Below are 24,426 nucleotides of genomic sequence, written 5' to 3'. Positions count from 1 at the left end.
TTGCCCGGCCCGGCCGATACCCCTGCGGCCCCCCGAACGGGGCGGCCTTCGCTTTCCGCGCTGCCTGGCTGGGACCGTGACGATCTGAACGCGGCCCTGGCGGCCTTTCGGCAGAACCCGGACGATCCGCTGGGCCCGGCCGCCCATGCCGCCACGGATGCCCGATCCTTCTTCGCGCGGCATTTCGCCCCCGGTCCGACGCTGCGCGGCCGCTTCACCGGCTATTACGAGCCCGAGATCGCGGGCAGCCGCGTCCGGTCGGCGGCCTTCCCCGTCCCCGTCCACGCCTGTCCCGCCGGTGGCATCAGCCTTCCGCGCGCCGAGATCGAGCCCGCGCTGGCCGGGCAGGAGATCGTCTGGCTGCAGGACGAGGTCGACCGGTTCTTCCTGCAGGTTCAGGGTTCGGGTCGCATCCGGCTGAAATGTGGTGACACGCTGCGTCTGGGCTATGCCGGCGGCAACGGCCACGCCTATCGCTCCATCGGCAAGCTTCTGATCGCGCGCGGCGTGTTCGGCGCGGACCTGAGCGCCGACCGGCTGAAGGCTTGGCTGCGCGCCGATGCCGATCGCGGGCGCGCCGTGATGCACGAGAATCCCAGCTACGTCATGTTCCGCGTCGTCGACCTGCCCAAGGGCAGCGGCCCGCAGGGAAGCCTGTGCCCGGTCACGGTCGGACGCAGCATCGCCGTCGACCCCACACAGACGCCGCTCGGCACCCCCGTCTGGATCGAGGTGGACGGGATGGCGCGACTTGTCGTGGCACAGGACACCGGATCGGCCATCACCGGGGCGGGGCGCGCCGATATTTTCTTCGGCACCGGCGAGGCGGCTGGAGTCGCGGCCGGCCGGATGAACCACGAGGGGCGCTTCACCCCGCTGATACGGCGATGAAACGCCGGCCCCTCTCGCGCGAGGATCGCGAGCTCTGGTCGCGCTACACCCGTACGGCCGAGGCGCTGCACCCGCCGGGCCAGGGCGCCGCACCCGACCCCGGCCCGCCGCCCCGGCCCGGCCCGGCGAAAGGGCCCGATCTGCCGCGATTCCGGCTGGGTGAGCAGGCACGGGATCGCAATTCGACGCATGTCCACGCGCCGTCGCTGGCCGAGGAGGTCGCGTCGCAGCCGCTCCGGATGGACGCCAGGGCGCATCGCCGGATGAAGGCCGGCAAGCTGCGCCCCGAAGGCACGCTGGACCTGCACGGCATGACGCTCGATCAAGCGCATCCGGCGCTTTTGCGGTTCATCCTATCGGCGCATGCGTCGGGCAAGCGGCTGGTGATCGTCGTCACCGGCAAGGGCCGCACCAAGCCGTCCGAGGGGCCGATCCCGAACCGGCTGGGCGTACTCCGGCATCAGGTGCCGCAGTGGCTGCGTCTGGCGCCGCTGGTACAGGTCGTGCTGCAGGTGACCGAGGCGCATCGCAGCCACGGTGGATCAGGCGCGTACTACGTCTATCTGCGGCGCGGCTAGGTCGCGGCGCGCCCGGCCGATGGCGGCGGCGGCCAGCCCACCGGCCAGCAGGAAATAGACCGCGATGGCGGGCATCTGTTCGGGCAGCGTCAGGCCCGCATCGATCAGCGCACCCGTCAGGCCCGGCCCCAGCGCCGTGCCCAGCACCATGATTGCGGCGGCCAACGCCTTGATGGCACCCAGATACCGGGTGCCGAAGAACTCCGCCCAGAAGGCCGAGGGGATCGTCGCCTGTGCCCCCGTTCCGATGCCGAAGAACGCGATGGCGAGCGCGGCGCCCCACAGAGACTGGGCCCCGGCCATGGTGGCGAAACCCAGCGCGAAGGGCAGGAGGAAGACCTGCATCGGCCGCGGCGACCCGATCCGATCGAGCAGGGCGCCACTGGCGAACGTCGTGCCGATCGCCAGCACCGTGAACAGCGGCAGGAGCGCGACGTAGTCGACCAGCGCCCAACCCTTCACCAGCGTCAGGTGGACCTGGTGGAAGAACAGCGCCGTCCCGAAGGCGGGCGGGCCCAGAAGCAGCGGCACCATCGCCCAGAAGAGCCAGTGGCGCAGGATCTCGGGGCGGGTCCAGTGGCGCCCGCCCATCCCCTCGGCCTCCGTCTCGACGACCATGGAGCGGGGCGTCCGCTCGGACCGCAACAGACGCACCAGAAGCGGAAGCAGGATCACGACGGCCCCGGCCGCCGCCAGCCACAGCGCGCGCCAATCCACCCAGGCCATCGCCGCCACGAACAGGACCGGGAGCAGCGCCTGTCCCAGTGCGACCCCCATCGACGCGACCGAGAGCGCCTTGCCCCGGTTGGCCACGAACCAGCGCGCCATCGACACGGCGCTCAGATGGCTCATCATGCCCTGGCCTGCGAACCGCAGCAGGAAGATCGCGACCACCAGGACCGCGGCCGAACGGGCGCCGGCCATGACCAGGCATGCGGTTGCGAGCAGGAGGGCCGTGCAGATGCCCAGGTGGCGGACCCGCAGACGGTCGGTCAGGGCCCCCGCCCAGATCATCGCCAGCGCCGAACATGACGTGGCCACCGTGTAGATCAAGCCCCATTGGCCGTCTGTCAGCGCGAAGTCGCGCATGATCTCGCCCGCGAAGACCGCGATGAAGAAGGTCTGGCCGAAGCTCGACACGAAGGACAGGAGCATCCCCGCCCCCAGGAACGCCGGGTTGTCGCGAACGAACCGGACGAAGCCGGTGCGCCCGGTCACAAGACGTAGCGCGACAGGTCGGTGGACCGCAACAGTTCGCCCAGATGCGTCTCGACGAAGGCGTCGTCCACCGTGACGGATTGCCCGCCCCGGTCGGGCGCCTCGAAAGACAGTTCCTCGAACACGCGCTCCAGCACGGTATAGAGACGGCGCGCGCCGATATTCTCGACGCTTTCGTTCACCTGCGCGGCGATCCGGGCCAAGGCGGCGATGCCATCCTCGGTGAAGGTCACGGTGACCTCCTCCGTCGCCATGAGCGCGGTGTATTGCAGCGTCAGAGCGTTGTCCGTCTCGGTCAGGATGCGGACGAAATCGTCCTCGGTCAGCGCGCGCAACTCCACCCGGATGGGCAGGCGTCCCTGCAATTCGGGCAGCAGGTCCGACGGCTTGGCGATGTGGAAGGCGCCGGAAGCGATGAACAGGATGTGGTCGGTGCGCACCGGGCCGTGCTTGGTGGAAACGGTCGTCCCCTCGATCAGCGGCAGCAGGTCGCGCTGCACGCCCTCGCGGCTGACATCGGCGCCGCGCGCATCGGCGTTGCGGCAGACCTTGTCGATCTCGTCGATGAAGACGATGCCGTTCTGTTCCACTGCGCGGATGGCCTCGCGCGTGACGGTCTCCGCGTCCAGCAGCTTGTCGGCCTCCTCGTCGATCAGCAGGTCGTAGGACGCGGCCACGCTCAGGCGCTTCTTGACAGTGCGCTGCATCATCTTGCCGAACATCTCGCCCAGGCCCGCCATCTGGTCCATGCCGGGCTGGCCGGGGATCGCCATGCCCAGCGGGTTCGAAGTGTCGGCCACCTCCAGCTCGATCATCTTGTCGTCCAGCTCGCCCGCGCGCAGCTTGCGGCGGAAGCTCTCGCGCGTGCCCTCGCGCGCGTCCTGGCCCGCCAGCGCGTCGATCACCCGCTCCTCGGCGGCGCCATGGGCCTTGGCCTTGACCTCCTCGCGCATCCGCTCGCGAATCATGACCTGGGCCGCGTCCACAAGGTCGCGCACGATCTGCTCGACGTCGCGGCCGACATATCCGACCTCGGTGAATTTCGTCGCCTCGATCTTGAGAAACGGCGCGTGGGCCAGTTTGGCCAGGCGGCGGCTGATCTCGGTCTTGCCGACGCCGGTCGGGCCGATCATCAGGATGTTCTTGGGGTATACCTCGTCCCGCAATTCGTCGCCCAGCTGCTTGCGCCGCCAGCGGTTGCGCAGGGCCACAGCCACGGCGCGCTTGGCGTCCTTCTGGCCGATGATGAAGCGGTCCAGCTCGGACACGATCTCGCGCGGGGTCAGGTCGGTCATCTGCTCTCTCCTTTGCGGCCTACCTAAGCGGCGATCACGGAAACGCAACGCCGCTCACATGCGCGTGGTCGGGGCTATGAATGAATCCGGCCCCGGCGCAGGCTCCGCGCACAGACGCAAACCATCGGAGCCCACCATGAACCGCCGTTCCTTCCTTCGCCTGTCCGGAGGCCTGGCCCTCCTGCCCGCCGCCACCGCCATCGCCGGGGGGCATGGCCGCCTCGGCAGCTTCGCCGGGGCCAGCAACCACGTCACCACCGGCACCGCCGAGATCGCGGGCAATCAGGTCAACCTGCTGGCCGATTTCACCTTCGACGGCGCGCCCGATCCCAAGGTTGCGCTGGGGCGCGACGGCTACGACCCGCGCACCCTGATGGGGCCGCTGCAATCCAATTCCGGGGCCAGCAGCTATGCCGTGCCGGCCGGCGTCGATGCCAGCCAATACAACGAGGTCTGGATCTGGTGCGAGAAGTTCAACGTGCCGCTGGGCGTCGCGAAACTGAACTGACGCGCGCGCTTGCGCTCGGACCCGGCCGCGTCGCACCATGGGCGCGACCGGCCCGGGGAGGAGCGCCGCGTGAAACGTCCAAGGCAGCCCGCGACCCTGAACCGCGAGGAGGCGTTCGCCCTGCGCTGGCGCCGTGGGCGCCGCGACCTGATCGGGCCGATCACCCGTCTCTATGGCGGGACCGAGGGGCCCGGCCCCATCCTGGAACGGATCCGCCAGGTGCTGGCCCGCCACTGGGCGGCCCGCCCCGCGGACCTGCGCCGCCTCGATCTCGAACGGGATGTGGACCCGGACTGGTTCCTGTCCGAGGAGATGGTCGCCTATGTCTTCTACCTCGACCGGTTCGCGGGCGGGCTGAAAGACCTGCCGGCGCGGATCGACTACCTGAAGGACCTGGGCGTCACCTATGCCCATGTGATGCCCTGTCTGATGCCCCGACCCGGCGCGTCCGACGGCGGTTATGCGGTGATGGATTATCGGCGCATCGACCCGAAGCTCGGCACCATGGCCGATTTTCGGCGCGCGACCCTGTCGCTTCGCGCCGCGGGCATCAGCACCTGTATCGACATGGTCCTGAACCACACCGCGAAGGAACACGAATGGGCGCGGCGCGCGCGCGGGGGCGATCCATTCTACCAGGACTTCTACCTGATGTTCGACGACCCGGACCTGCCGCAACGATACGAGCGGACCCTGACCGAGGTATTCCCCGACCAGGCGCCGGGGAACTTCACCCATTATCCGGACATGGGCAAATGGGTCTGGACCACGTTCAACGAATACCAGTGGGACCTGAACTGGCGGAACCCCGAGGTCTTCCTCGCCATCCTCGACACGATCCTGTTCCTGGCCGGCAAGGGGGTCGAGATCTTCCGCCTTGATGCCGTGGCCTTCATGTGGAAGCGGATGGGCACGTCCTGCCAGAACCTGCCCGAGGTCCACGACATCCTGCAGGCGCTGACGCAGGCCACGCGCATCGCCGCCCCCGCCGTCATCCACAAGGCCGAAGCGATCGTGGGGCCGACCGACCTGGTGCCCTATCTGGGCCAGGACACGCATCAGGGCCGCGAGAGCCAACTCGCCTATCACAACAACCTGATGGTGCAGTTCTGGTCGTCCCTGGCCTCGCGCGACACGCGGCTGATGACCCATGTCCTGCGCAGCCATTTCCCCGAGAGCTTTCGCCGCGCCTGTTTCGCCACCTATATCCGCTGTCACGACGATATCGGCTGGGCGATCACCGAGGAGGACGCCGCCCACATGCCGCATATCACCGGGCCGGGGCACCGCGCCTTCCTCGCCGATTTCTATGCCGGCCGGTTCCGCGGCAGCTTTGCCCGCGGTGCCGATTTCCAGGTCAACGCGGTGACGGGCGACCGGCGCACGAACGGCAGCTTCGCCTCGCTCGCCGGGTTGGAGGCCGCGATGGAGGCGGGCGATGGGGCGGCGATCGACGCCGCCATCGCGCGGATCCTGATGGGGCATGCGCTGATCGCGTCCTTCGGGGGCATCCCGTTGATCTATATGGGCGACGAGCTGGGTCTGACGAACGACGACGGCTACCTTGCCGACCCGGCGCGCGCCGGGGACGGACGTTGGATGCAGCGCCCGCCGATGGACTGGGATCGCGCGGCCGAGGTCGACACCAGCGACGCGCCGCATGGGCGCATCTATCGCGGCGTCCGGCATATCCTGGCCGTGCGCAAGGCGACGCTGCAGCTGGCCTCGGGCATACCGACGCGCGTGATCGACAGCGGCAATACCGGCGTCTTCGCCTATCTGCGGCTGGGCGACGACCGGACGATCACCTGCCTGTGCAATTTCACCGAACGGTTCCAAGATGTAGCGCTCGACGTGCCGGCGGGGGCCATCGACCTGCTGAGCGGCGCGCCGCCCCTGCGCGACGGGCCGGTGCTGCGCCTGCCGCCCTACGCGGCGCTATGGCTCCGCGCCTGAGGTCGACGCGGGGGTCGAGGGGGGCAGCCGATCCTTCAGTCCGGCCGGGACGGGCCCCAACAGGGCGCCCCGGATCCGCTGCCAGCCCGCGCCCAGCCCGACCAGCGCCGCCCCAAGCAGCAGGACCGTGGGCGCGAAACCGTCGCCGCCGCTGACCTGGCTGACCAGCACCACGACATAGCCCACCGCCGAGATCAGGAAGGACCGGCGGTCGATGACGACCGCGATCACGGCGATGATCCCCAGCAGCACGGCCAGGGCCAACCGTGCGGGGCCGGTGCCCGCGTCGATCAGCGTCAGCGCGACCGTGTTGACGATGGCGGGTGCGGCCACGATGTGCAGCCAGAACCCGTTGGCCGCCCGCAGGGTCATGCGGTGCGGGTCCGACATGTCGAACCGCATCGCCACCGCGAACAGCCCCAGCCCCAGGATCAACGTCCCCCAGGCCAGCGGTCCGGCCGCCGACAGCAGGAACAGATCGCGGAAGGTCGCCGCCTGCCCCGACGCCGCGCTGAGTGTCACGATCACGAAGCCGAAGATGGATGTGGCCAGCAGGGCCATGGCGAAGGGCACGCGATAGCGCCACCAATAGAGCGCGATCGTCCCCGCCGTCAGCGCGAGCGGGAGAGCGGCCAATCCGAAATCGATCCCGCCCAGAAGCGTGACGCTGTTCCGGAACAGCAGCCAGAACCCCGCCGCGTCGACCGCGAAGGCCGTGGCCAGCGCGATCGCCGGGGCGACCATGCGGCGGCGGCGGATGAAATATTCCGACAGCAGCAGGATCACCGCGGCCGTGGCGATCCCGGCGGCCATCCAGGCGGCGCGGAAATCGCCCGAGGCGGTGGCGATCATGGTCCAGACGCCGATCCAGCCGGTCGCGAGGATGGCGAGGCCCACGACGATGAAGATCTCGTTGAAGCCGCGGAACAGCGCGAACGGCTCCTCTCCGGCCGGGGCCGCGCGGCGGGCGTCGCCGCGGTCGGCGGCCAGTTGCATCAGCGAGGCGGCCTGCCCCTCGGACAGAAGGCCCGCGCCGACAGCGGCGCGCAGGTCGTCCTGCCCGATCATCGTCCGATCGCCTCGACCGTCAGGTTTCCGTTCGTATAGACGCAGATGTCGGCCGCGATCGCCATGGCGCGGCGGGCGACCTCCTCGGCGGACAGGTCGCCGTCGATCAGCGCGCGCGCCGCCGCCAGCGCGAAGTTGCCGCCCGATCCGATGGCGGCCACGTCATGTTCGGGTTCGACCACGTCGCCCGCCCCGGTGACGACATAGAGATCGGTGCCGTCCGACACGATTAGCATCGCCTCCAGCTTCTGCAGGTATTTGTCGGTGCGCCAGTCCTTGGCCAGTTCGACGCAGGCGCGCTGCAGCTGACCGGGCGTCGCCTCCAGCTTCTTCTCCAGCCGCTCCAGCAGGGTGAAGGCATCGGCGGTCGAACCGGCGAACCCAGTGACGACCTCGTGCCCGCCGGGCGACAGGCGGCGGACCTTGCGGGCGGTGGCCTTCATCACCGTCTGGCCGGCGCTGACCTGTCCGTCGCCCGCGATCACGACCTGCCCGCCCTTGCGGACGCCGATGATGGTGGTGCCGTGCCAGCCGGGAAAATCGCTCATGTTGTCCTCCTGCGTCTGGGGTCCGATATGGGTTGGCACGACGCGGAACGCCACCCCGGCAGGCGGTCAGCCATCGCCGAAGATACGGGCGCGATGCTCGGCCATGTAGATGCGCAGCCAAGGCGTGAAGATGTCGGGTCGGGCCGCGATCTCCTCCTCCAGTCGGTCGAGGTCGACCCAGCGCAGGTCCTGCACTTCGGCCGGGTCGGGCGCGGTGGCAAGATCGGGGCCGGCTTCGGCGACGAAGACGTCGACGACCTCATGCTCCACCAGGCCGCCACCGACATCGGCGCGGTATTCCACGCCGGGGCGGGGTTGCGGGTCCAGCGCGGTGATGCCCAGCTCCTCCTCCAGACGGCGACGCGCACAGGCGCGCGGGTCTTCGCCCCAATGCGGATGCGTGCAGCAGGTGTTCGCCCAGAGGCCGGGCGTGTGGTACTTGCCCGCCGCCCGCCGCTGGATCAGCAGGCGCGGCCCGTCCAGCACGAAGACCGACACCGCCTTGTGGCGCAGCCCGCGGCGATGCGTCTCGATCTTGTCCAGGGGCACCAGGCGGCCGTCGACCCAGGCGGGGATCAGAATGTCGTCGGTCATCGCGGGCGAATCCTGCGTGGCGGGGGCGCAAGGGGGATCTAGGACAGGACAGGCCGGGCCGAAACCCGTCTCAGATGCCGATATAGGCCCGAAGTGCCGGCGTCGGATCATCGAAGAGCGGTCCGGTCGCCGCCGGCGGATGCACGCGCCCGTCGGCCACGATGGCGGTGCGGTCGGCGATCGCGCGGGCATCCTGCGGATCATGCGTCACCATCAGCACCGACAGGCCCTCGGTCTGCGCGGTATCGCGCAGAAGCGTCAGCATCTCGGCCCGCAGCGCAGGACCCAGGGCCGAGAATGGCTCATCCAGCAGAAGCCAGGGCCGCCCGCGCAGCAGGGCGCGCGCCAGGGCGGCCCGGCTCTGCTGGCCGCCGGACAGGTCGCGGGGCAGGCGGTCGCCCAGCCCGCCGAGGCCCACGCGATCCAGCGCGGCATCCCTTGCCGTCCGTTGATCCGGCGACAGGCGCAGGTCGGGGCGCAGGCCCAGGCCGGTGTTCTGTGCGACTGTCAGGTGCGGGAACAGGTTCTGATCCTGGAACAGCATGGACAGCGGCCGGTCGCCCGGCGCTGCGCTGGTGATGTCGCGATCGCCGACCAGGATGCGGCCAGATGCCGGCGAGAGGAACCCCGCGACCGCCGAAAGCAAGGTCGACTTTCCCGATCCGCTGGCCCCCATCAACGCGGTGATCCCGCCTGCGGAGAACGTGACGTCCGCCGCCAGAGTGAAGGCGCCCAGCCGGATGACGACTCCGTCAAGCCGCAGCATGGCGCCCCCCGCGTTCGAACAGCCAGAAGAGGCCGAGGGAGAGCGCGACCAGCAGGACGGCGGCGGCACGCGCGTCCTCCATCCGGTAGGATCCCATCAACTGGTAGAGGACGAGCGGCAGCGTGGCCTGATCCGGCGATGCGAAAAGCGCGATCACGCCCAGGTCGCCCGCCGCAAGCGCCGCCGTCAGCCCGGCCGCGAACCCCGCCGGGCGGCGCAGGCGCGGCAGCGCAACAAGGCGGACCCAGGCAAACCCCGTGACGCCCAGCGACGCCGACAGCTGGCCATAGTCGCGGTGCAGGTCCCGCATCGCCGGAATCAGCGCGCGCAGGGCGAAGGGCAGGGCCAGTACCACGTTGACGAAGGCGGTGACCGGCAGGGCGAGTGCCACTGGGTTCGCCACCGGCAGCAGCAGGATATAGAGGCCCGTGCCCAGCACCAGCGGCGAGGCGGCGATGGAGAGGGTGCCCGCCACCTCGACCCAGCCGCCGCGTCGCGTGGTGACGACGGCCAGTGCCATGACGAAGGCGAGCGCGGTGGTCAGGATCGCCGCGGAAAGCGCGATGAGCAGGGAGCGGAGCGCGGCCAGCCATACCGATCCGGGCAGGCCCGCGACGTGGACCACGCCGCCGCCCAGCACCAGCGCCATCGGCAGGAGGAGGAACAGGCAGGCCAGCCCGATCGCGGCGCCGTCCTGCATGCGCAGGCCCGGGCCCCGGCTGTCCCATCGCGGCGTCACCCGATCCAGCCCCGCGCCGAAGCCCGAAGGCAGCGCCAGGCGAAGCGACAGGAGCGCCGCGCCGCCTCCGATCAGCAGTTGCAGCGCGCCCAGCAGGGCCGCGCGCGACAGGTCGAAATCGAAGCGGAACGCCTGATAGATGGCGAGCTCGACCGTGGTGGCGCGCGGGCCGCCGCCGAGCGCCAGCGCCACCGCGAAGGATGTGGTGCAGATCAGGAAGATCACCACGAAGATGCCGGGGACCAGGGCGCGCAGCATCGGCCATTCCAGCCGCCGGAACGTGTCGCCCGCGTCGAAGCCCAGCGACGCGGCCAGCCGCAGGCGTTCGCCCGGCAACGAGAGCCAACCCTGCAGGATCAGGCGCGTGCCCAGCGGCATGTTGAAGAAGACATGCGCCAGGATCACGCCCTGCCAGCCGTAGATCGACACCGGTTCGACCCCCAGCCAGCCCAGCGCCGTGTTGGCGACCCCGCTGCGGCCGAACACCGCGACGAGGCCCAGCACGGCCACGATCACCGGCAGGATGAACGGCGCCCCCAGCAGCAGGACGACCGCCCCCCGGCCCGGAAAGCGCCGCCGCGCCAGCGCCCGCGCCACCGGCACCGCCAGCAGGACCGACAGTGCCGCCGAGACCGCCGCCTGCCAGAGCGTGAACCACAGCGCGCCCCAATCGGACACGCGCAGCCCGCCCCAGCCCTCCGCCCGCCAGGCCACCGCGACCAGTGGCAGCAGCAGCGCGCCCGCCACCATCGCGGCGGCGATGAGGCCGAGGCGGGCGCCCGCGGTCACGTCAGCGGCCCAGCCCGGCCTCGAATTCGGCCACGACGGTGTCGCGCAGCGCCTCCGCCTCGGCGCTGTCGTAGATCAGCGCGGTCTCGGGCAGGTCCAGCTTGGCGAAGCCCTCGGGCATCTTCGCCGGGTCCAGCCTGGCGGGCAGGGACCAGTTGCCTTCGGGGATGATCGACTGGAACTCCTCGGTCAGGATGAAGTCGAGGAAGGCCTGCGCCAGCTCGGGTTGATCGGTCGTGGCGATCTGACCGGCGGTCTCGACCATGACGTAGTGGCCTTCGGGGAAGATCGCGGCCTTCTTCGTCTCGTCGCCTTCCGCGATGATGTGATAGGCGGGCGAGGTGGTGTAGCTCAGCACCATATCGACCTCACCTTCGGTGAACATGCCGTAGGCCTCGGACCAGCCCTTCGTCACCGTCACGACCTTGGGGGCGAGCGCAGCCCAGGCCTCGGTCGCGTCCTCGCCGAAGACCTTGTGCATCCAGAGCGCGAGCGCCAGGCCCGACACGCTGGTCCGCGGATCCTGGATCGCGATGCGCAGGTCGTCGGGGGCGTCGAGCAGGGCCGCGAAACTTTCGGGCGGGTCGATCTGGGTGGCGTCGTAGACGAAGGCGGTGTGACCCCAGTTGAACGGCACGAAGGTCGCGTCGGTCCAGTCGACGGGCATGGTGAGACCCCGGACATCGACATTGTGCGGCGCGAAGAGGCCGGTCTGGCGGGCGGCTTCGGCATCGTCGGTGTTCAGGCCGATCACCACATCGGCGCGGGTGCGCGTGCCTTCCAGCCGCAGGCGCGGCAGCACGTCGCCGGTGACATATTCGATCTCGCAGGCACAGGACGCTTCGAACGCGGCCTCGATCGCGGGGCCGGGGCCCCATTCGGAGGCGAAGTAGTCGGGCGCGTAGACCGTCAGGGGCTGTGCCAGCGCGGGGCTTGCAAGCAGGGTCAGGGCCGTTGCGATGGTGGATCTCATGTCTCTCTCCCACATGCGACGGACGGGGTGGGGTGAGATATCGCACCTTCCCTCCGCCGGTCTTAACCGGTTCAGGTTCAACGGGTCCGCTTGACAGCATCTCAGCCCTGGAAGGCCCCCCGAGGTAAGGCTTGGATAGGCCCCCGGCGTCCCGCCGTCCAGCCCCGAGAGACGGAGAGGGGGGTCGGCGCCACAGCAATTGGCGCATGATCGGCATCAGGTAAGGCGGTTTGGTGCGGCAGACGATCGTCGGTCAGCGAAGCGCGCGTCTCGCATCCGGGGGTGCGGAGGTCTGCTTGGATTCCAAACTAACTGATGCTCCATCTAGCCCAAACGGCAGTTATGCGCAGTAAACGATCTTTGCAAAGTTGATTCTGTTTCCCGACAGCGGCAATCCGTATAGAGTTTAGCGAAAGCCATCTGAGATTCAGGATATCACTGGAACGCCGATGATATATGGCGCTAAGCCTTCCCTGTGACGTTGCATCGTACTCGCCATATTCTTCCTAAAATTATCATTCTCTTGCACGGCGGCTATCCAATCCCGGTAGCCTTGCGTGACCTCATGGCAAAAGGAAGGGAGATCAATCAGGAGCGCGTCGTTTATAGTATTGTAGTGCATCCAAACGGAAGTGGATTTAGGTTCGACAAACAAAACCCTAGAAAAGGCGCTGTAAGCGTTTGTCGACCTGGCCTGATGAAGCATTGCGCATCGATAGTAGTAACACTCCGCGCCGGTAAAGGGATTTTTTATGTCGACTGGACTTTCTATTCCTACCGTCTGCAACCTCTTTCTCTTATTTATTGAAAATCTAGGAAGCACCCAATCATCATACCATGCGATGTACTTCTTCTTAGTTGCCCTGCCGTCGTCTGAACCAATAGCTGCCGAAATATCAGGGACAGAAAGAGCGGTGGTGAGTGCAAGAAAATAATATTGTGAATCAATAGATTTTTCCAATTGATCAATTAATGTATCAAGGCTCATTTAAATATCTCCATACCGCAGGCGATCTCGAACGCATGGCATTTCAAATCTTAATTACTACAGTGGCGGTTCAGTCAGCAAGTTACCAGTTCATGCTTTGCGCAGTGAAGGTCCGGTATCCCGAATTCCCGCCTATAGTGGCGTTGTCGCTTTGGGCTGAGACCGGACGCTAGCAAGGTGCACGTCAACGACAGCCTTTCCCACACCCCCGCCCTCAAGGTGCCTTCCACCTTGCCCCCTCCCGTCCCTCCAACTAAGCCACGACGGAGGAGCGCGCGCATGTCCCTGAACACCTTCGGCCATCTCTTTCGCGTCACCACCTGGGGCGAGAGCCATGGGCCGGCGCTGGGGGCGACGGTGGATGGTTGCCCGCCCGGCGTGCCCGTGACCGAGGCGGCGTTGCAGGTCTGGATGGACGCGCGCAAGCCCGGCCAGTCCAAGCACACGACGCAGAGGAAGGAACCCGACGCGGTCGAGATCCTGTCGGGTGTGTTCGAGGGGGTCACGACCGGCACGCCGATCCAGCTGTTGATCCGCAACACCGACCAGCGGTCGAAGGACTATGGCGAGATCGCCGAGAAATTCCGCCCCGGCCATGCCGATATCACCTACTGGCAGAAATACGGCATCCGCGACTATCGCGGCGGCGGCCGGTCAAGCGCACGCGAGACGGCGGCGCGTGTCGCCGCAGGCGGTGTGGCGCGGGCGGCCCTGTCGGTGCTGGCGCCGCAGATCCGGGTGACCGGCTACATGGTGGCGATGGGGCCGCTGGACATCGACCGCGACCGCTTCGACTGGGACGAGATCGGCCGCAACGATTTCTGGTGCCCCGATGCGCAGGCGGCGCAGACCTTCGCCGAACATCTCGACTGGCTGCGGAAGGACGACCACAACTCGGTCGGCGCGGTGATCGAGTGCGTGGCGCGCGGCATGCCCGCGGGGCTGGGCGCACCGGTCTACGGCAAGCTCGACACCGATCTGGCGGCGGCGATGATGTCGATCAACGCGGTCAAGGGCGTCGAGGTGGGCGAGGGCATGAACGCCGCCCGCCTGACCGGACGCGACAATGCCGACGAGATCGCGATGGGCCCGGACGGACCGGTCTATTCCTCGAACCACGCGGGCGGCATCCTGGGCGGGATCAGCACCGGGCAGGACGTGGTAGTGCGGTTCGCGGTCAAGCCGACCAGTTCGATCCTGTCGGAGCGGCGAACGATCACCAAGTCGGGCGAGGAAACCACCATCGTCACCAAGGGCCGCCACGACCCCTGCGTCGGCATCCGCGCCGTGCCCGTGGCCGAGGCGATGATGGCCTGCGTGATCCTTGATCACCTGCTGCTGCATCGCGGGCAGGTGGGCGATGCGGGCGGACGGATCGGGTGAGGGCCCGGACGGCATGACCGTCGATCTGAGCGTCATCCTGACCGCCCATGACGAGACGCTGGTGGCCGGCCCGACCCTGCGCGCGGTCGAGGATGCGGTGGCCGTGGCTCGCGCCGCCGGCCTGACCGTCGAGACGATACTGGTGCTGGATGCGGCCACGCCGGACACCGCGGACTATTTCGCGGAACTGCCGCTGGAGGGGTGGGACCGCCTGACGCTGACGGCGGGCGATCTGGGGGCGGCGCGCAACGCGGCCGCCGCGCGCGCGGCCGGGCGGAACCTGGCCTTCGTCGATGCCGACGACCTGGTCAGCTGGAACTGGTTCGTCGAAGGCGTGCGGCTGCTGAACGCAGCGGCGCGGGACGGGCGGCACGTGATCGCGCATCCGGAGGTGAACTGGATCTTCGATGGCGCCGCCGACGTGGTGTGGAACCCGGCGCAGGACGATCCGCTTTGGACGCCGCGCTATTTCTACGCGATGAACTACTACGACTCGATGTGCATGGCCCCGCGCGCGGCGCATGCGGCCATCCCCTATGCCGGGCGCGACATTCCTGCGGGGCTGTCTTTCCAGGATTGGCAATTCAGCGTCGAGACGACCGCGGCCGGATGGTTCCACGCCACCGCCCGCGACACCGTGATCTTCAAGCGTCGCCGGCCCCGGTCGCTGGTGACGGAGAGCCAGGGGAGGCGCGCGCTGGTGCGGGATCTGCCGGCGCTGCGCATCGACCGCGTCGCGGATTTGGGGCGGATCGCGGGGCCGCGTGGCGGGCCACCGGCGCCGTCCCTTGCCGGGGATACGCCGCATGACGGGTCTGCGCTGGACGAACGCGTCCGGCAGGCGGCCGACGCCGATCCGACGCCCGAGCGGGATGCGCCGCAATACGCCGCCCTGCGCGCGGCGATGGACCTGCATCACTACCTGGCCGTGAATGAGGATCTGTTCCGGGCGCGCCGTCTGGACCCGGTGGCACATTTCATCCGCCGCGGTCTGGCGGAGGACCGGCGGCCCGCACGCTATTTCGGGCCGCGCCGCTATGTCGGGCGCCACCCCGAGGCCGGGCGCGACCCCGAGGGGCCGCTCGCCCATTGGCTGCGGCACGGGCGGCGCGCGGGCCACGTCACCGTCCCCTTCGCCCGGTTCGAGGAGGTGGCCGATCTGATCGGCCTGGCGCCGCGCAAGGTGCAGGACCTGCTCGAGGCGCGCCATGCCGAGGTACTGTCGCGGCTGCGCCATGGCACGCTGGGCGCGATGGTGGCCGATGCCGCGCGGATCGAGCCGTTGATCGCGCAAGTCTGGCCGCGGATCTTCGCGCTGAAAATTCCGCCCTTCCATTCCGACCTGGTGGTGTCGCGCGTGGCCGCGGTCGCGCATGCGCAGGCACAGGCGGCGCACCGGACGGCCCGGTTCGTGGTGACGCTGGACGCGGACGCCGCGGCCCTGGCGCAGGACGTGATCGCCGCGCTGGCCCGGATCGCGGGGCCGGAGGAGGTCGTGGTAATGGGCGACGGTGCGGCCCCGCCGGGCCTGCCGGTGGGCGTCCGGCATGTCGACCTGCACGCCGCGGCCGCGGGTCTGCCCGAACCCGAACGCGAGCGCGCGCTGATCCACGTCATCCGGTCGCTGGGGCCGGCGGCCCTGTTGGTGGCGGGTCCCGACCTGGCGTGGCGGGCCCTGCAGCCCTATGGCCGCGCGCTCGCGGCGAGCGTGCCGATCATCGGCTGCCTTCCGCGCAACGGGATCGACATGTTCGGGCATCCCTCCGGCCCAGCGCTGGGCGAGGTCTATCGACATTTCGATATTCTCTCGGCGGTGGTGACGATCGATGCCGCTGAGGCCACCTTGATCGCCGAGCGTCACATGATGCCGGCGGATCTGCGGGCGCGGCTGTGCCCCTTGGACCCGGATGCTGAGGCCGTCCTGCGCGGCCTGCTGGCGCGGCTTCCCGGCTGAGGCCGGGTCGGCGATCAAGATTGCAGTTGTCGGCGCCGCGCAACTGCGCGATCACCTTGTTTCGTCACGCAAGGAGGGTTTCGCCGCCATGGTCATCTGGATCATCGGCCTGTCCGGCGCCGGAAAGAGCACCCTGGCCGAGGAGGTGGCGCGCATCGCGCGCGACGCGCGGCCCGATGTCGTGGTCGTCGACGGCGATGCCGTGCGCGCGGCCTTCGGCAACGACCTGGGCCACACGATGGAGGATCGGCGCCGGAACGCCGAGCGGATCATGGGGCTGTGCGCCTGGCTGGACGGGCAGGGCATCCACGTGATCTGCGCCATCCTGTCGCTGTTCCCCGAGCATCGCGCCTGGATGCGGGCGAACGTGCCCGGCTATTTTGAGGTGTTCGTCGATGCGCCGCTGGATCAGCTTCGCGCGCGCGACGGCAAGGGCCTCTATGCCCGGTTCGAGGCCGGGAAAATCGAGGGGGTCGCCGGGCTGGACCTGCCCTTCGCGGCCCCCGATGCGCCCGATTTGCGGATCCGCAACGATGGCGACCAGCGGGCCCTGCTGACGCATGCCGACGATTTGGCACGAAGGATCATCGACGCATGAGCGGCTATCCCTATACCGACCGCGACCTGCTGGAGGATCGCGAGCACTATCACTACAGCGCGCTGGGCGGCCCGGAATTCCTGGAGGCTTGGCGGACTGCGCGCGAACGCGTCCGGGCCGGCCTGCCCGACGGGGCCTGCGCGCGACGGGGCCGCGATGCGGGCCTTCCCGCGGCGGAAGATGCCGGGATCGAGACGGATGATCTGCTCTCAACGTTGGAGGCACGCCCTGATCCGGCCTGGATCGATCGGCTGGTCCAGCGGTTCGAGGTGACGAAACGGATCCATCCGCGCTACGATCCGGGTCTGCGCAAGGGGGCGGGCGATTATCGGGATCTGACGCGCTACGCCCGCCTGGCCGTCCTGCTGGCCGATGGCGTCGGGGGCGGGCGGAACCTGCCCTGGTTGAACGCGCTGTTCAAACTGAACGATCTGCTGATCTCGCAACCCGCTGCGCGCAGGTACGAAGTCGGCGCGGATCTCGCCCGTACCATCGCCGCCGAGATCGCTGCCGTGGACGAGATGGAACGGGGGCTGCGCGATGTGGCGTGACTTGGCGGGCGTCTCGATGCTTTGCGCGGACACGACGCGCAGCCGCGCCTATCTGCAGAACATGGCGCGCGCCGGGCTGCGGCCGGCGCGCGTGCTGGTCCTGTCGGGCGGGGGCATGCGTCTGGCCGGGCAGGCGAGCGATCTGGCGGCGACGCCCGCCTGGGCGGCCCGCGATCCCTTGTGGCAGACGGCCGGATTCGACCCGAACACGCGGATCAGTGACGATCTGACGCATCTGGGCGCGCCGGTCGAGCGGTTGGAGGAGGCAGACGTGAACGCGCCCGCGACATGCGATGCGCTGACCGCGTTGCCCGGCCATACGGTCATCTATTCCGGGTTCGGCGGCCAGATCCTGCGCGCACCGGTCCTGGGGCTGGGCAAGCGGTTCCTGCATGTGCATGGCGGTTATCTGCCCCGGTTCCGCGGCAGCACGACGAACTACTACAGCCTGCTGGCCGAGGGGACGCTGGGCGCCTCGGCGATCTTCATGACGGCCGAGATCGATGCCGGGCCGGTGCTGCTGCGTCGACGCTATGCCGCGCCGCCCGACCGCACGCATCTGGACCATCTGCACGATGGCGCGGCGCGCGCCGATGTCCTCTGTGCGGTATTGAACGCGTTCCACGAAACCGGCGAGTGGCCCCGCGCGCAGGTCGACCCCAAGGAGGCGGGCGTGACGTACTACGTCGTCCACCCGGTTCTGAAGCATCTGGCCGTGCATGGTGGCCGCCGAGGTGACGCATGACCGCGATCCTTTCTACGAAATCGGAGACGCTTCAGAACCTTGCGCCGCTGCTCCGCACGGCCCGGATCCTGCCGCAGGAGCGGGTGACGCAGAACGAATGGCAGACAGACGGGCCCGGGGCGGTCACCCGTGTCCTCGACCGTTTCGGGGCGAAGGCGGCGCTGATCGTGCGCTCCTCGGCACTTGGGGAGGACGCGGCCGATGCTTCGCAGGCGGGGGCCTATGCGTCGATCCTGGACGTCTGCGGGAAAGGCGCGCTGGAAGCGGCGATCGCCGAGGTCTTCGCGTCCTTCGGCGCGGGGCTGTCGGACGGCGATGCGGTGATGGTCCAGCCGATGCTGGCGGATGTGCTGCTGTCGGGGGTCGCGTTCACCCATGACCCGACGACGGCCGCGCCCTACCGCGTGGTCAGCCTGCAGCGGGGGGCGGACACCACGGCCGTCACCGCCGGCAAGGACGGGGTCGAGACGCATGTGATCGCCCCGGGTGCGGCGGCCGTGCCCGAGGAGATCGCCCCCGTTCTGGCCCTACTGGAGGAGTTGGAGGCGCTGATCCCCGACCGCCCGCTCGATATCGAGTACGCCATCTGCGCCGGGGCGGACGGAACGGTGCCTTATCTGCTGCAGGCGCGTCCGCTGGTCCTGAGCGGGGCGCGGGCGGCGATGGACGTGGGCGAGCATGGCGCGGTCCTGGACAGGATCGCCGCACGCGTGGCCGAGGCGCAGCGCCCGCATCCCTATCTGCGCGGCAGCTCCACCGTGTTCGGCAACATGCCCGACTGGAACCCGGCCGAGATCATCGGCACCCGGCCGCGTCCGCTGGCGCTGTCGCTCTACCGCAACCTCGTGACCGACGCGACCTGGGCCTATCAGCGCCACAACTACGGCTATCGCAACCTGCGCAGCTTCCCGCTGGTGCAGTCCTTCGCGGGCCAGCCCTATGTCGACGTGCGCCTGTCGTTCAACTCCTTCATCCCGGCCGATCTGGATGACGCGATCGCCGATAGGCTGGTCGACCATTATGTCGACCGGCTGATCCGGGCGCCGGCGCTGCACGACAAGATCGAGTTCGAGATCGTCCATTCCTGCTACACCCTCGACCTGCCGGACCGCATCGGGGCGCTGGGGGACGCGGGGCTCGACGCGAAGGACCGCAAGGCGGTGCTGAAATCGCTACGCCGGCTGACGAACACCGTCATCCATCGAAAGACCGGCCTGTGGCGCACGGACGCGCGCAAGATCGACACCCTGCGCGCCCGGCACGAGCGGATCACGACCTCCGACCTCGGCCCGCAGGAGCGGATCTACTGGCTGCTGGAGGATTGTCGGCGCTATGGGACGCTGCCCTTCGCGGGTCTGGCGCGCGCGGGGTTCATGGCGGTGCAGCTGCTGCGTTCGCTGGTCGCGACGGGCGTGTTCAGCGAGGACGACTATCAGCGGTTCATGCATTCCATCGACACCGTCTCCAGCCAGTTCGCCCGCGACGTGGCCGAGTTGGACCGGCCGGGTTTCCTGGCGCGGTACGGGCACCTGCGGCCGGGGACCTATGACATCCGCTCGCCGCGTTACGACGAGATGCCGGACCGGTATCTGGGTGCCGAAGCCCAACCCGGCGAGACGGCGGCACGCGCGCCCGAGTTCGGACTGTCGCTGCGCCAGATGCGCCAGATCCGCGACCTGCTGGGCGCGCATCGCCTGTCGCTGGGCGTGGTGGAACTGATGGAGTTCCTGCATGCCGGGATCGAGATGCGCGAATATGCCAAGTTCGTCTTCACCCGGAACCTGTCGGACGCGCTGGCGATCTTTTCGGAATGGGGCCGCACCCTGGGCTTCAGCGAGGACGACCTGTCCTACGCCCATATCGGCGTGGTGGCGGACCTGGCCGCGCGCACCGACGACCCCGCCGACGTCATTTCCCATTCCATCGCCGAGGGGCGGCGGCGCTTCGCCGAGACCGAGCGCGTCTGGCTGCCCTCGCTGATCACGGCGCCTTCGGACGTGCACGCCTTCCGGATTTCCGAGGCGGAGCCGAACTTCGTCACCCAGAACGCGGTGACCGGGCCGGTGGTCACGCTGGCCGAGAACGGCGCGCGCCCCGCCGACCTGGCAGGCGCCATCGTCCTGATCCCCAGCGCCGACCCGGGCTATGACTGGCTGTTCTCGCACCGGATCGGGGGGCTGGTCACGGCCTATGGCGGCGTCAATTCGCATATGGCGATCCGCGCGGGCGAGTTGCAGCTGCCCGCCGTCATCGGCGCGGGCGAGGCGCTGTTCAAGCGGTGGTCGTCCGCCCGGCGGCTGCGGCTGGATTGCGCGGGCCATCGGGTCGAGCGGGTCGCATGACCGCCCGCGCCGCATCCCGGCCGGTCATCGCCGTCTCGCAGCGGCGGGACCCGACCGGCCCACCCCATGACGAGATCCGGGACGCGCTGGACGTGCGGCTGGCCGAATTCGTGCTGTCGGCGGGCGGCCTGCCGGTGCCGGTGCCTTCGGCGCTGGGTGCCGACGGCCTTGTCGCCTGGCTCGCGGCGGTCGGGCCCGATGCGGTGCTGCTGTCGGGCGGGGCCGATATCGGGCGTGATCCGGCACGCGACACGTTGGAGGCGGGCCTGCTGAATTACGCAGCGGAAGATCGTCGGCCGGTCCTTGGAATCTGCCGGGGGCTGCAATACATGGCGCACGCGGCGGGAACGCCGCTCGTCCCCGTCGCGGGGCATGTCGCCTGTCGGCACCGTCTGGCCGGAGAGATCGCGCGGGAAGTGAACAGCTTCCATGCCGTGGCCTTGTCGGGTACGCCCGCCGGTTATCGTGCCCTGGCCCATGCCCCGGACGGAACCATCGAAGCCATCGCCCATTCCGACCTGCCCTGGGAAGGGTGGATGTGGCATCCCGAACGTGAAACGCGACCCGACCCGGACGATATCGACCGTTTTCGAAGGATAATCGCATGAAGGCTCTCATCCTTGCTGCCGGCCGCGGCTCGCGCATGCGGCATATGACCCAAGACCGGCCCAAGGGCCTGACCCCGCTGCGCGGCAAGCCGCTGGTTGCGCGCCAGTGCGAGGCGCTGCGCGCCGCCGGCGCGACAGAGATCGGCATCGTCACCGGATACCGCGCCGAAAGCCTGGCGCCCTATGCCGACCGAACCTTCCACAACGACCGCTGGGCCGAGACGCAGATGGTGCAGTCGATGGCGATGGCGGCGGAATGGCTGTCGCAGGCCCCGCTGATCGTGAGCTATTCGGACATCTTCTACGAGCCCGAAACCGTGGGCGCGCTGGCCGAGGCGGAAGCCGACCTGGCCATCAGCTACGATCCGGACTGGGAGACGCAATGGTCCGGCCGCTTCGAGGACCCGCTCGACGATGCCGAGACGTTCCGCCTGGCGCCCGGGCGCGGCGGCCGGTCCGTCCTGCGCGAGATCGGCCGACGCCCGCGCAGCCTGGCTGAGGTCGAGGGGCAGTATATGGGCCTGCTGCGGTTCACGCCGTCGGGCTGGAACGCGGCGCAGCAGGTGCACCGCGCCCTGTCGCCCGAGGACCGCGACAGCCTGACCATGACCGCGCTCCTGGACCTGCTGGTGGGACGCCGGATGGAGATCCAGGCTATTCCTTCGGTCGGCCCCTGGGGCGAGATAGATAGCGTCGAAGATCTGACATTCTTCGAGTCAAACGCGCCCATGACAGTCTGACCGGGTTCGCCCTCGGGGACGGCGTGTCGGACAGGAAACCCTGGCGGAGCGTCTCCTCGATGATGACGGGGATCCGGCTGTGGTGGCCGGAGAGCTTGGTCATCATCGCGTCGAACTGCGCGGCCCGTTTTCCGTGACTCCGGCCCGGAAAGGGCCGGCGGGGCACGGTCAGCCATTCGGGCCGGGTCCGGCCGGCGATGATGTCGGGCATGATCTCGACCAGGTAGTCCGTCGACCGACCGGGATTGCAGATGTGGTCGCCGCGTTCGCGCCGGATCCGGTCGGCGATCGCCTGCGGGTTGGCCAGCAGCCGGCGCACCGCCTTGCGCAGCGCGTTGACCGATCCGGCACGCAGGCCGATTGGGGCCACCTCCTCGATCTCGGCGTCGCGCTTGCCGACGAGGCCGGCCGCCCGGAAGAACGCCACCGGGCGCGCATAGCCCAGCCCGAAGGACATCGCGATGGAGGAGCGGTCCGTGACAACCAGCGCGGTGCGGCGCATCAGGTCCTCGCCCGTCGGACTGTCGTCGAGGACGAAGCGCGGGTTGTCGCGGAACTGGTCGATTAGACCGGCCAGGCGCTTGAGGTCGGGGCCGGGATAGGGCCGGAAGGCAATGCGGTGGTCGGGGAAGTTGCGCAGCAGCATCTTCAGGATCCGCGCGCCCTTCCGCTCGACGGAGCTGAACGACATCACGGTCTGCGTCGGTGCATAGGTGATCGTGTCGAGCGGCCGGTCGGCGGTCTCCTCCTGCATCATGTGATCGACCTTGGGATATCCGAAGGGGACCACCACGAACCTGTCGGGCCGCCCTTCGAGGAGCGCGGGCGGCAGGAGCCGGTCGACATGCGGACCGTAGTTCGCGACCGTCCAGTCGTCGGGCGCCTGACGCACGGGGATCGCGTAGTAATCCGCCGCCGCCACGGCCAGCGGCTTGCCGGCCAGCAGATGGCCATAGTCGCGCCGCAGGTCGTAGTCCGGCAATGAGTGGTGGATCGCGAAGCGGATCGCGTCGAGCGGCCCGAGCGCGGCGTTCTGCTCGGCCGAGAGGAACACCGAAACCCCGCGCAGGTCGCACAGGCGCTCCGGCGGGATCTGAAGGCAATCGGTTCCGCGCAAGTCCTTCGCAGCGGATGGGCCGAGGCTGGGGGAATAGGCAACGACGGTCGCGAAACCCGCCTCTCGCAGCGACCGGGCGATCGGGCGCATCGTGGCGATCCGTGGCTTGGACGCGACCCAGACAAGGATCACCGGCGCGTCGCCATGTGCGTCGATGGCTGCCTGCACGGAATGGGCCGGTTTCACGTCGGCCCGGTCGCCCGGCTGTGTCGTCATTCTGCGTTTCCTCGCCCCGCGGTCGCGGGTCTTCGATGGATTTCGATGGATGCAGCTAGCGGCCCCGGGGCCGATGTTCCAGCCCTCCGGCAAAGGGCGCGGTTTCACGCCATGCGGGGCTATCCCTCTTTCTTGCATTAGCAATTTGTGACAGGACACGGCGGGAGGGACGGTCGAACGCGAAGGGTTGCGGATGAACGCATCGAAGAAGGCTGCGGAAATTGACGTCATTCTGCATATCGGCCTGCACAAGACCGCCACCACCTACATCCAGAACAAGCTGTCCGCGCTGCGGTATCACCTGCTGACCGACGGGATCATCTATCCCCGCGCGGGCGAGGTGATGCGCAGCTGGACGCCCACGCGCGACGGCGCGCAATCGGGCCACGCGCTTTTGACGCGCGGCGAGAAGGCGGCGATGCCCGCCATCGCCGAGATCGTCGACGAGTGCCCGCCGGGGATCGAGCGCGTGATCCTGTCGTCCGAGAACTTCACCATCTGGAAGCGACCGACGCCGCCGGCGAACTACCTGTCGCGGCTGTCGATGTTCCGGTCGGTGAAGGTGGTTCTGGTCCTGCGCCGGCAGGATGTCTGGATCGAGAGCTACTACAAGCAGCTGGTCGACGGGTTCATCGACTACGAGACCCGCTCCTTCGCCGAATTCGTCGCATCCGAAGGGGCGGAGCTGTTCGATTTTCACAGCCGGTTCTCGGAATGGCGCGACCTGGTGGGGCCCAACAACTTCCATGTCATGTCCTACGACGATTGCGACGGGGCCGACGACCTGTGCCGCCAGATCCTGACCCTGGCGGGGGCCGGCGCGGCGCTTCTGGACCGGGTGGCCGACATGCCGGTGGAACGCTACGATTCCGTCCGGCCGATCGACACCGTCGCGCTGCGCATCCTGAATGCGGCGCGGCTGTCGGACCGCGAGGCGCGGATCGCGCTGGCGCGGCGCTTTTTCGAGGCGGCGCCCGATATCGACGTGCCGCTGATGACCGACGCCATCCGCGACGCAATCCACGAGGTCTGCGACCCGATCAACGCCCGGATCGAGGCGGAATGGTTCGACCGGCCGGTGCCCGGTCTGCGCTTCGGCAAGGCGGTGGCCACGCCCGCGCCCCGCCCCGTCGACAGCGCTGTGCTGGCGGATTTCCTGGATTACGTGATCGCCGAATGCGGCAAGGCCCGCGCCGCCGAGATGGCCCTCGCGCCGGTCGTCGCTGCCCCGGCGGACCCCTGAGCGGACGGCGGGCGGGGG

23 protein-coding genes and 1 riboswitch are annotated in these 24,426 nt (G+C 68.9%); of the genes, 13 read left to right on the top strand and 10 right to left on the bottom strand.

Going from position 1 to position 24,426, the window contains the following annotated elements; all coding sequences use genetic code 11:
* A complete protein-coding gene (locus MWU52_RS12785) occupies window positions 1–891 on the top strand; it encodes an MltA domain-containing protein (protein ID WP_246952603.1) in 891 nt (296 codons plus the stop codon).
* Window positions 888–1,469, top strand: coding sequence for a Smr/MutS family protein (locus tag MWU52_RS12780; RefSeq protein WP_246952602.1), 582 nt, complete (start codon window positions 888–890; stop codon window positions 1,467–1,469). Before MWU52_RS12785 ends, MWU52_RS12780 begins: the two co-directional genes overlap by 4 nt.
* On the opposite strand, the gene MWU52_RS12775 is transcribed toward MWU52_RS12780, so the two are convergent.
* Both MWU52_RS12775 and hslU read right to left on the bottom strand, forming a co-directional pair.
* Complete coding sequence (locus MWU52_RS12775; protein WP_348645513.1) at window positions 1,434–2,687, bottom strand: MFS transporter; 1,254 nt, start codon at window positions 2,685–2,687, stop codon at window positions 1,434–1,436. The two genes, MWU52_RS12780 and MWU52_RS12775, sit on opposite strands and share 36 nt — an antisense overlap.
* Entirely contained in the window at window positions 2,684–3,982 is a 1,299-nt protein-coding gene (gene hslU, locus MWU52_RS12770) for an ATP-dependent protease ATPase subunit HslU (RefSeq protein ID WP_246952600.1), read from the bottom strand. Before hslU ends, MWU52_RS12775 begins: the two co-directional genes overlap by 4 nt.
* A gap of 136 nt (window positions 3,983–4,118) precedes the next feature.
* On the opposite strand from hslU, the gene MWU52_RS12765 reads away from it, so the two are divergent.
* Window positions 4,119–4,490 carry a DM13 domain-containing protein gene (locus tag MWU52_RS12765; protein WP_246952598.1) on the top strand — a complete coding sequence of 124 codons (372 nt, stop codon included), beginning with the start codon at window positions 4,119–4,121 and terminating at the stop codon, window positions 4,488–4,490.
* Window positions 4,491–4,559: 69 nt separating this feature from the next.
* The gene (locus tag MWU52_RS12760) at window positions 4,560–6,446 is read left to right on the top strand and encodes an alpha-amylase family glycosyl hydrolase (RefSeq protein ID WP_246952596.1); all 1,887 of its coding nucleotides are present in this window, start codon (window positions 4,560–4,562) and stop codon (window positions 6,444–6,446) included.
* On the opposite strand, the gene MWU52_RS12755 is transcribed toward MWU52_RS12760, so the two are convergent.
* The 7 genes from MWU52_RS12755 to MWU52_RS12725 all read right to left on the bottom strand — a co-directional run bounded on the left by MWU52_RS12755 (window position 6,429) and on the right by MWU52_RS12725 (window position 12,911).
* On the bottom strand, window positions 6,429–7,514 hold the full coding sequence (locus MWU52_RS12755; protein WP_246952594.1) for a hypothetical protein: 1,086 nt from the start codon (window positions 7,512–7,514) through the stop codon (window positions 6,429–6,431). The two genes, MWU52_RS12760 and MWU52_RS12755, sit on opposite strands and share 18 nt — an antisense overlap.
* On the bottom strand, window positions 7,511–8,062 hold the full coding sequence (gene hslV / locus MWU52_RS12750; protein ID WP_246952592.1) for an ATP-dependent protease subunit HslV: 552 nt from the start codon (window positions 8,060–8,062) through the stop codon (window positions 7,511–7,513). The genes MWU52_RS12755 and hslV overlap by 4 nt, the downstream gene beginning before the upstream one ends.
* Window positions 8,063–8,128: 66 nt before the next feature.
* On the bottom strand, window positions 8,129–8,656 hold the full coding sequence (idi, locus tag MWU52_RS12745; RefSeq protein ID WP_246952590.1) for an isopentenyl-diphosphate Delta-isomerase: 528 nt from the start codon (window positions 8,654–8,656) through the stop codon (window positions 8,129–8,131).
* A 70-nt stretch (window positions 8,657–8,726) separates the two neighbouring features.
* The gene (locus MWU52_RS12740) at window positions 8,727–9,422 is read right to left on the bottom strand and encodes an ATP-binding cassette domain-containing protein (RefSeq protein ID WP_246952588.1); all 696 of its coding nucleotides are present in this window, start codon (window positions 9,420–9,422) and stop codon (window positions 8,727–8,729) included.
* On the bottom strand, window positions 9,409–10,911 hold the full coding sequence (locus MWU52_RS12735; RefSeq protein WP_246952903.1) for a thiamine/thiamine pyrophosphate ABC transporter permease ThiP: 1,503 nt from the start codon (window positions 10,909–10,911) through the stop codon (window positions 9,409–9,411). The genes MWU52_RS12740 and MWU52_RS12735 overlap by 14 nt, the downstream gene beginning before the upstream one ends.
* Window positions 10,912–10,951: 40 nt before the next feature.
* Window positions 10,952–11,923 (bottom strand): thiamine ABC transporter substrate binding subunit, encoded by a 972-nt coding sequence (locus MWU52_RS12730; protein WP_246952586.1) that lies wholly within the window; start codon window positions 11,921–11,923, stop codon window positions 10,952–10,954.
* Between the two features lie 31 nt (window positions 11,924–11,954).
* A riboswitch (TPP riboswitch) is annotated at window positions 11,955–12,055 on the bottom strand.
* A 295-nt stretch (window positions 12,056–12,350) separates the two neighbouring features.
* On the bottom strand, window positions 12,351–12,911 hold the full coding sequence (locus MWU52_RS12725; RefSeq protein WP_246952584.1) for a hypothetical protein: 561 nt from the start codon (window positions 12,909–12,911) through the stop codon (window positions 12,351–12,353).
* Between the two features lie 279 nt (window positions 12,912–13,190).
* On the opposite strand from MWU52_RS12725, the gene aroC reads away from it, so the two are divergent.
* The 8 genes from aroC to MWU52_RS12685 all read left to right on the top strand — a co-directional run bounded on the left by aroC (window position 13,191) and on the right by MWU52_RS12685 (window position 21,832).
* On the top strand, window positions 13,191–14,294 hold the full coding sequence (gene aroC / locus MWU52_RS12720) for a chorismate synthase (protein WP_246952582.1): 1,104 nt from the start codon (window positions 13,191–13,193) through the stop codon (window positions 14,292–14,294).
* A 13-nt stretch (window positions 14,295–14,307) separates the two neighbouring features.
* On the top strand, window positions 14,308–16,248 hold the full coding sequence (locus MWU52_RS12715; protein ID WP_246952580.1) for a glycosyltransferase: 1,941 nt from the start codon (window positions 14,308–14,310) through the stop codon (window positions 16,246–16,248).
* 88 nt (window positions 16,249–16,336) lie between these two features.
* Window positions 16,337–16,846 (top strand): adenylyl-sulfate kinase, encoded by a 510-nt coding sequence (locus MWU52_RS12710; protein WP_246952578.1) that lies wholly within the window; start codon window positions 16,337–16,339, stop codon window positions 16,844–16,846.
* Window positions 16,843–17,397, top strand: a complete 555-nt coding sequence (locus tag MWU52_RS12705) for a hypothetical protein (RefSeq protein WP_246952575.1) — start codon at window positions 16,843–16,845, stop codon at window positions 17,395–17,397. The genes MWU52_RS12710 and MWU52_RS12705 overlap by 4 nt, the downstream gene beginning before the upstream one ends.
* The gene (locus MWU52_RS12700; RefSeq protein WP_246952573.1) at window positions 17,387–18,142 is read left to right on the top strand and encodes a formyltransferase family protein; all 756 of its coding nucleotides are present in this window, start codon (window positions 17,387–17,389) and stop codon (window positions 18,140–18,142) included. The genes MWU52_RS12705 and MWU52_RS12700 overlap by 11 nt, the downstream gene beginning before the upstream one ends.
* A complete protein-coding gene (locus tag MWU52_RS12695; RefSeq protein ID WP_246952572.1) occupies window positions 18,139–20,484 on the top strand; it encodes a PEP/pyruvate-binding domain-containing protein in 2,346 nt (781 codons plus the stop codon). The genes MWU52_RS12700 and MWU52_RS12695 overlap by 4 nt, the downstream gene beginning before the upstream one ends.
* Window positions 20,481–21,092 carry a gamma-glutamyl-gamma-aminobutyrate hydrolase family protein gene (locus tag MWU52_RS12690; RefSeq protein WP_246952570.1) on the top strand — a complete coding sequence of 204 codons (612 nt, stop codon included), beginning with the start codon at window positions 20,481–20,483 and terminating at the stop codon, window positions 21,090–21,092. Before MWU52_RS12695 ends, MWU52_RS12690 begins: the two co-directional genes overlap by 4 nt.
* On the top strand, window positions 21,089–21,832 hold the full coding sequence (locus MWU52_RS12685; RefSeq protein ID WP_281493958.1) for a phosphocholine cytidylyltransferase family protein: 744 nt from the start codon (window positions 21,089–21,091) through the stop codon (window positions 21,830–21,832). The genes MWU52_RS12690 and MWU52_RS12685 overlap by 4 nt, the downstream gene beginning before the upstream one ends.
* On the opposite strand, the gene MWU52_RS12680 is transcribed toward MWU52_RS12685, so the two are convergent.
* The gene (locus tag MWU52_RS12680) at window positions 21,747–23,165 is read right to left on the bottom strand and encodes a hypothetical protein (protein WP_246952568.1); all 1,419 of its coding nucleotides are present in this window, start codon (window positions 23,163–23,165) and stop codon (window positions 21,747–21,749) included. The genes MWU52_RS12685 and MWU52_RS12680 overlap by 86 nt on opposite strands.
* 193 nt (window positions 23,166–23,358) lie before the next feature.
* On the opposite strand from MWU52_RS12680, the gene MWU52_RS12675 reads away from it, so the two are divergent.
* On the top strand, window positions 23,359–24,408 hold the full coding sequence (locus MWU52_RS12675) for a hypothetical protein (RefSeq protein ID WP_246952566.1): 1,050 nt from the start codon (window positions 23,359–23,361) through the stop codon (window positions 24,406–24,408).
* Window positions 24,409–24,426: the final 18 nt, after the last annotated feature.

Source organism: Jannaschia sp. S6380 (genome assembly GCF_023015695.1).
In the GTDB taxonomy this organism is placed as follows: Bacteria; Pseudomonadota; Alphaproteobacteria; order Rhodobacterales; family Rhodobacteraceae; genus Jannaschia.
The sequence above is the reverse complement of the archived record's forward strand: the minus strand, read 5'-3'. Positions and strand labels throughout refer to the sequence as shown.

What these genes read in the sequence shown, in the direction of transcription:
- MWU52_RS12780 (WP_246952602.1), top strand. Translation starts at nt 888, where the DNA reads ATGAAACGCCGGCCCCTCTCGCGCGAGGATCGCGAGCTCTGGTCGCGC.
- hslU (WP_246952600.1), bottom strand. Translation starts at nt 3,982, where the DNA reads ATGACCGACCTGACCCCGCGCGAGATCGTGTCCGAGCTGGACCGCTTC.
- MWU52_RS12765 (WP_246952598.1), top strand. Translation starts at nt 4,119, where the DNA reads ATGAACCGCCGTTCCTTCCTTCGCCTGTCCGGAGGCCTGGCCCTCCTG.
- MWU52_RS12755 (WP_246952594.1), bottom strand. Translation starts at nt 7,514, where the DNA reads ATGATCGGGCAGGACGACCTGCGCGCCGCTGTCGGCGCGGGCCTTCTG.
- hslV (WP_246952592.1), bottom strand. Translation starts at nt 8,062, where the DNA reads ATGAGCGATTTTCCCGGCTGGCACGGCACCACCATCATCGGCGTCCGC.
- idi (WP_246952590.1), bottom strand. Translation starts at nt 8,656, where the DNA reads ATGACCGACGACATTCTGATCCCCGCCTGGGTCGACGGCCGCCTGGTG.
- MWU52_RS12740 (WP_246952588.1), bottom strand. Translation starts at nt 9,422, where the DNA reads ATGCTGCGGCTTGACGGAGTCGTCATCCGGCTGGGCGCCTTCACTCTG.
- MWU52_RS12735 (WP_246952903.1), bottom strand. Translation starts at nt 10,911, where the DNA reads ATGGTGGCGGGCGCGCTGCTGCTGCCACTGGTCGCGGTGGCCTGGCGG.
- MWU52_RS12730 (WP_246952586.1), bottom strand. Translation starts at nt 11,923, where the DNA reads ATGAGATCCACCATCGCAACGGCCCTGACCCTGCTTGCAAGCCCCGCG.
- MWU52_RS12725 (WP_246952584.1), bottom strand. Translation starts at nt 12,911, where the DNA reads ATGAGCCTTGATACATTAATTGATCAATTGGAAAAATCTATTGATTCA.
- aroC (WP_246952582.1), top strand. Translation starts at nt 13,191, where the DNA reads ATGTCCCTGAACACCTTCGGCCATCTCTTTCGCGTCACCACCTGGGGC.
- MWU52_RS12715 (WP_246952580.1), top strand. Translation starts at nt 14,308, where the DNA reads ATGACCGTCGATCTGAGCGTCATCCTGACCGCCCATGACGAGACGCTG.
- MWU52_RS12710 (WP_246952578.1), top strand. Translation starts at nt 16,337, where the DNA reads ATGGTCATCTGGATCATCGGCCTGTCCGGCGCCGGAAAGAGCACCCTG.
- MWU52_RS12705 (WP_246952575.1), top strand. Translation starts at nt 16,843, where the DNA reads ATGAGCGGCTATCCCTATACCGACCGCGACCTGCTGGAGGATCGCGAG.
- MWU52_RS12700 (WP_246952573.1), top strand. Translation starts at nt 17,387, where the DNA reads ATGTGGCGTGACTTGGCGGGCGTCTCGATGCTTTGCGCGGACACGACG.
- MWU52_RS12695 (WP_246952572.1), top strand. Translation starts at nt 18,139, where the DNA reads ATGACCGCGATCCTTTCTACGAAATCGGAGACGCTTCAGAACCTTGCG.
- MWU52_RS12690 (WP_246952570.1), top strand. Translation starts at nt 20,481, where the DNA reads ATGACCGCCCGCGCCGCATCCCGGCCGGTCATCGCCGTCTCGCAGCGG.
- MWU52_RS12685 (WP_281493958.1), top strand. Translation starts at nt 21,089, where the DNA reads ATGAAGGCTCTCATCCTTGCTGCCGGCCGCGGCTCGCGCATGCGGCAT.
- MWU52_RS12680 (WP_246952568.1), bottom strand. Translation starts at nt 23,165, where the DNA reads ATGACGACACAGCCGGGCGACCGGGCCGACGTGAAACCGGCCCATTCC.
- MWU52_RS12675 (WP_246952566.1), top strand. Translation starts at nt 23,359, where the DNA reads ATGAACGCATCGAAGAAGGCTGCGGAAATTGACGTCATTCTGCATATC.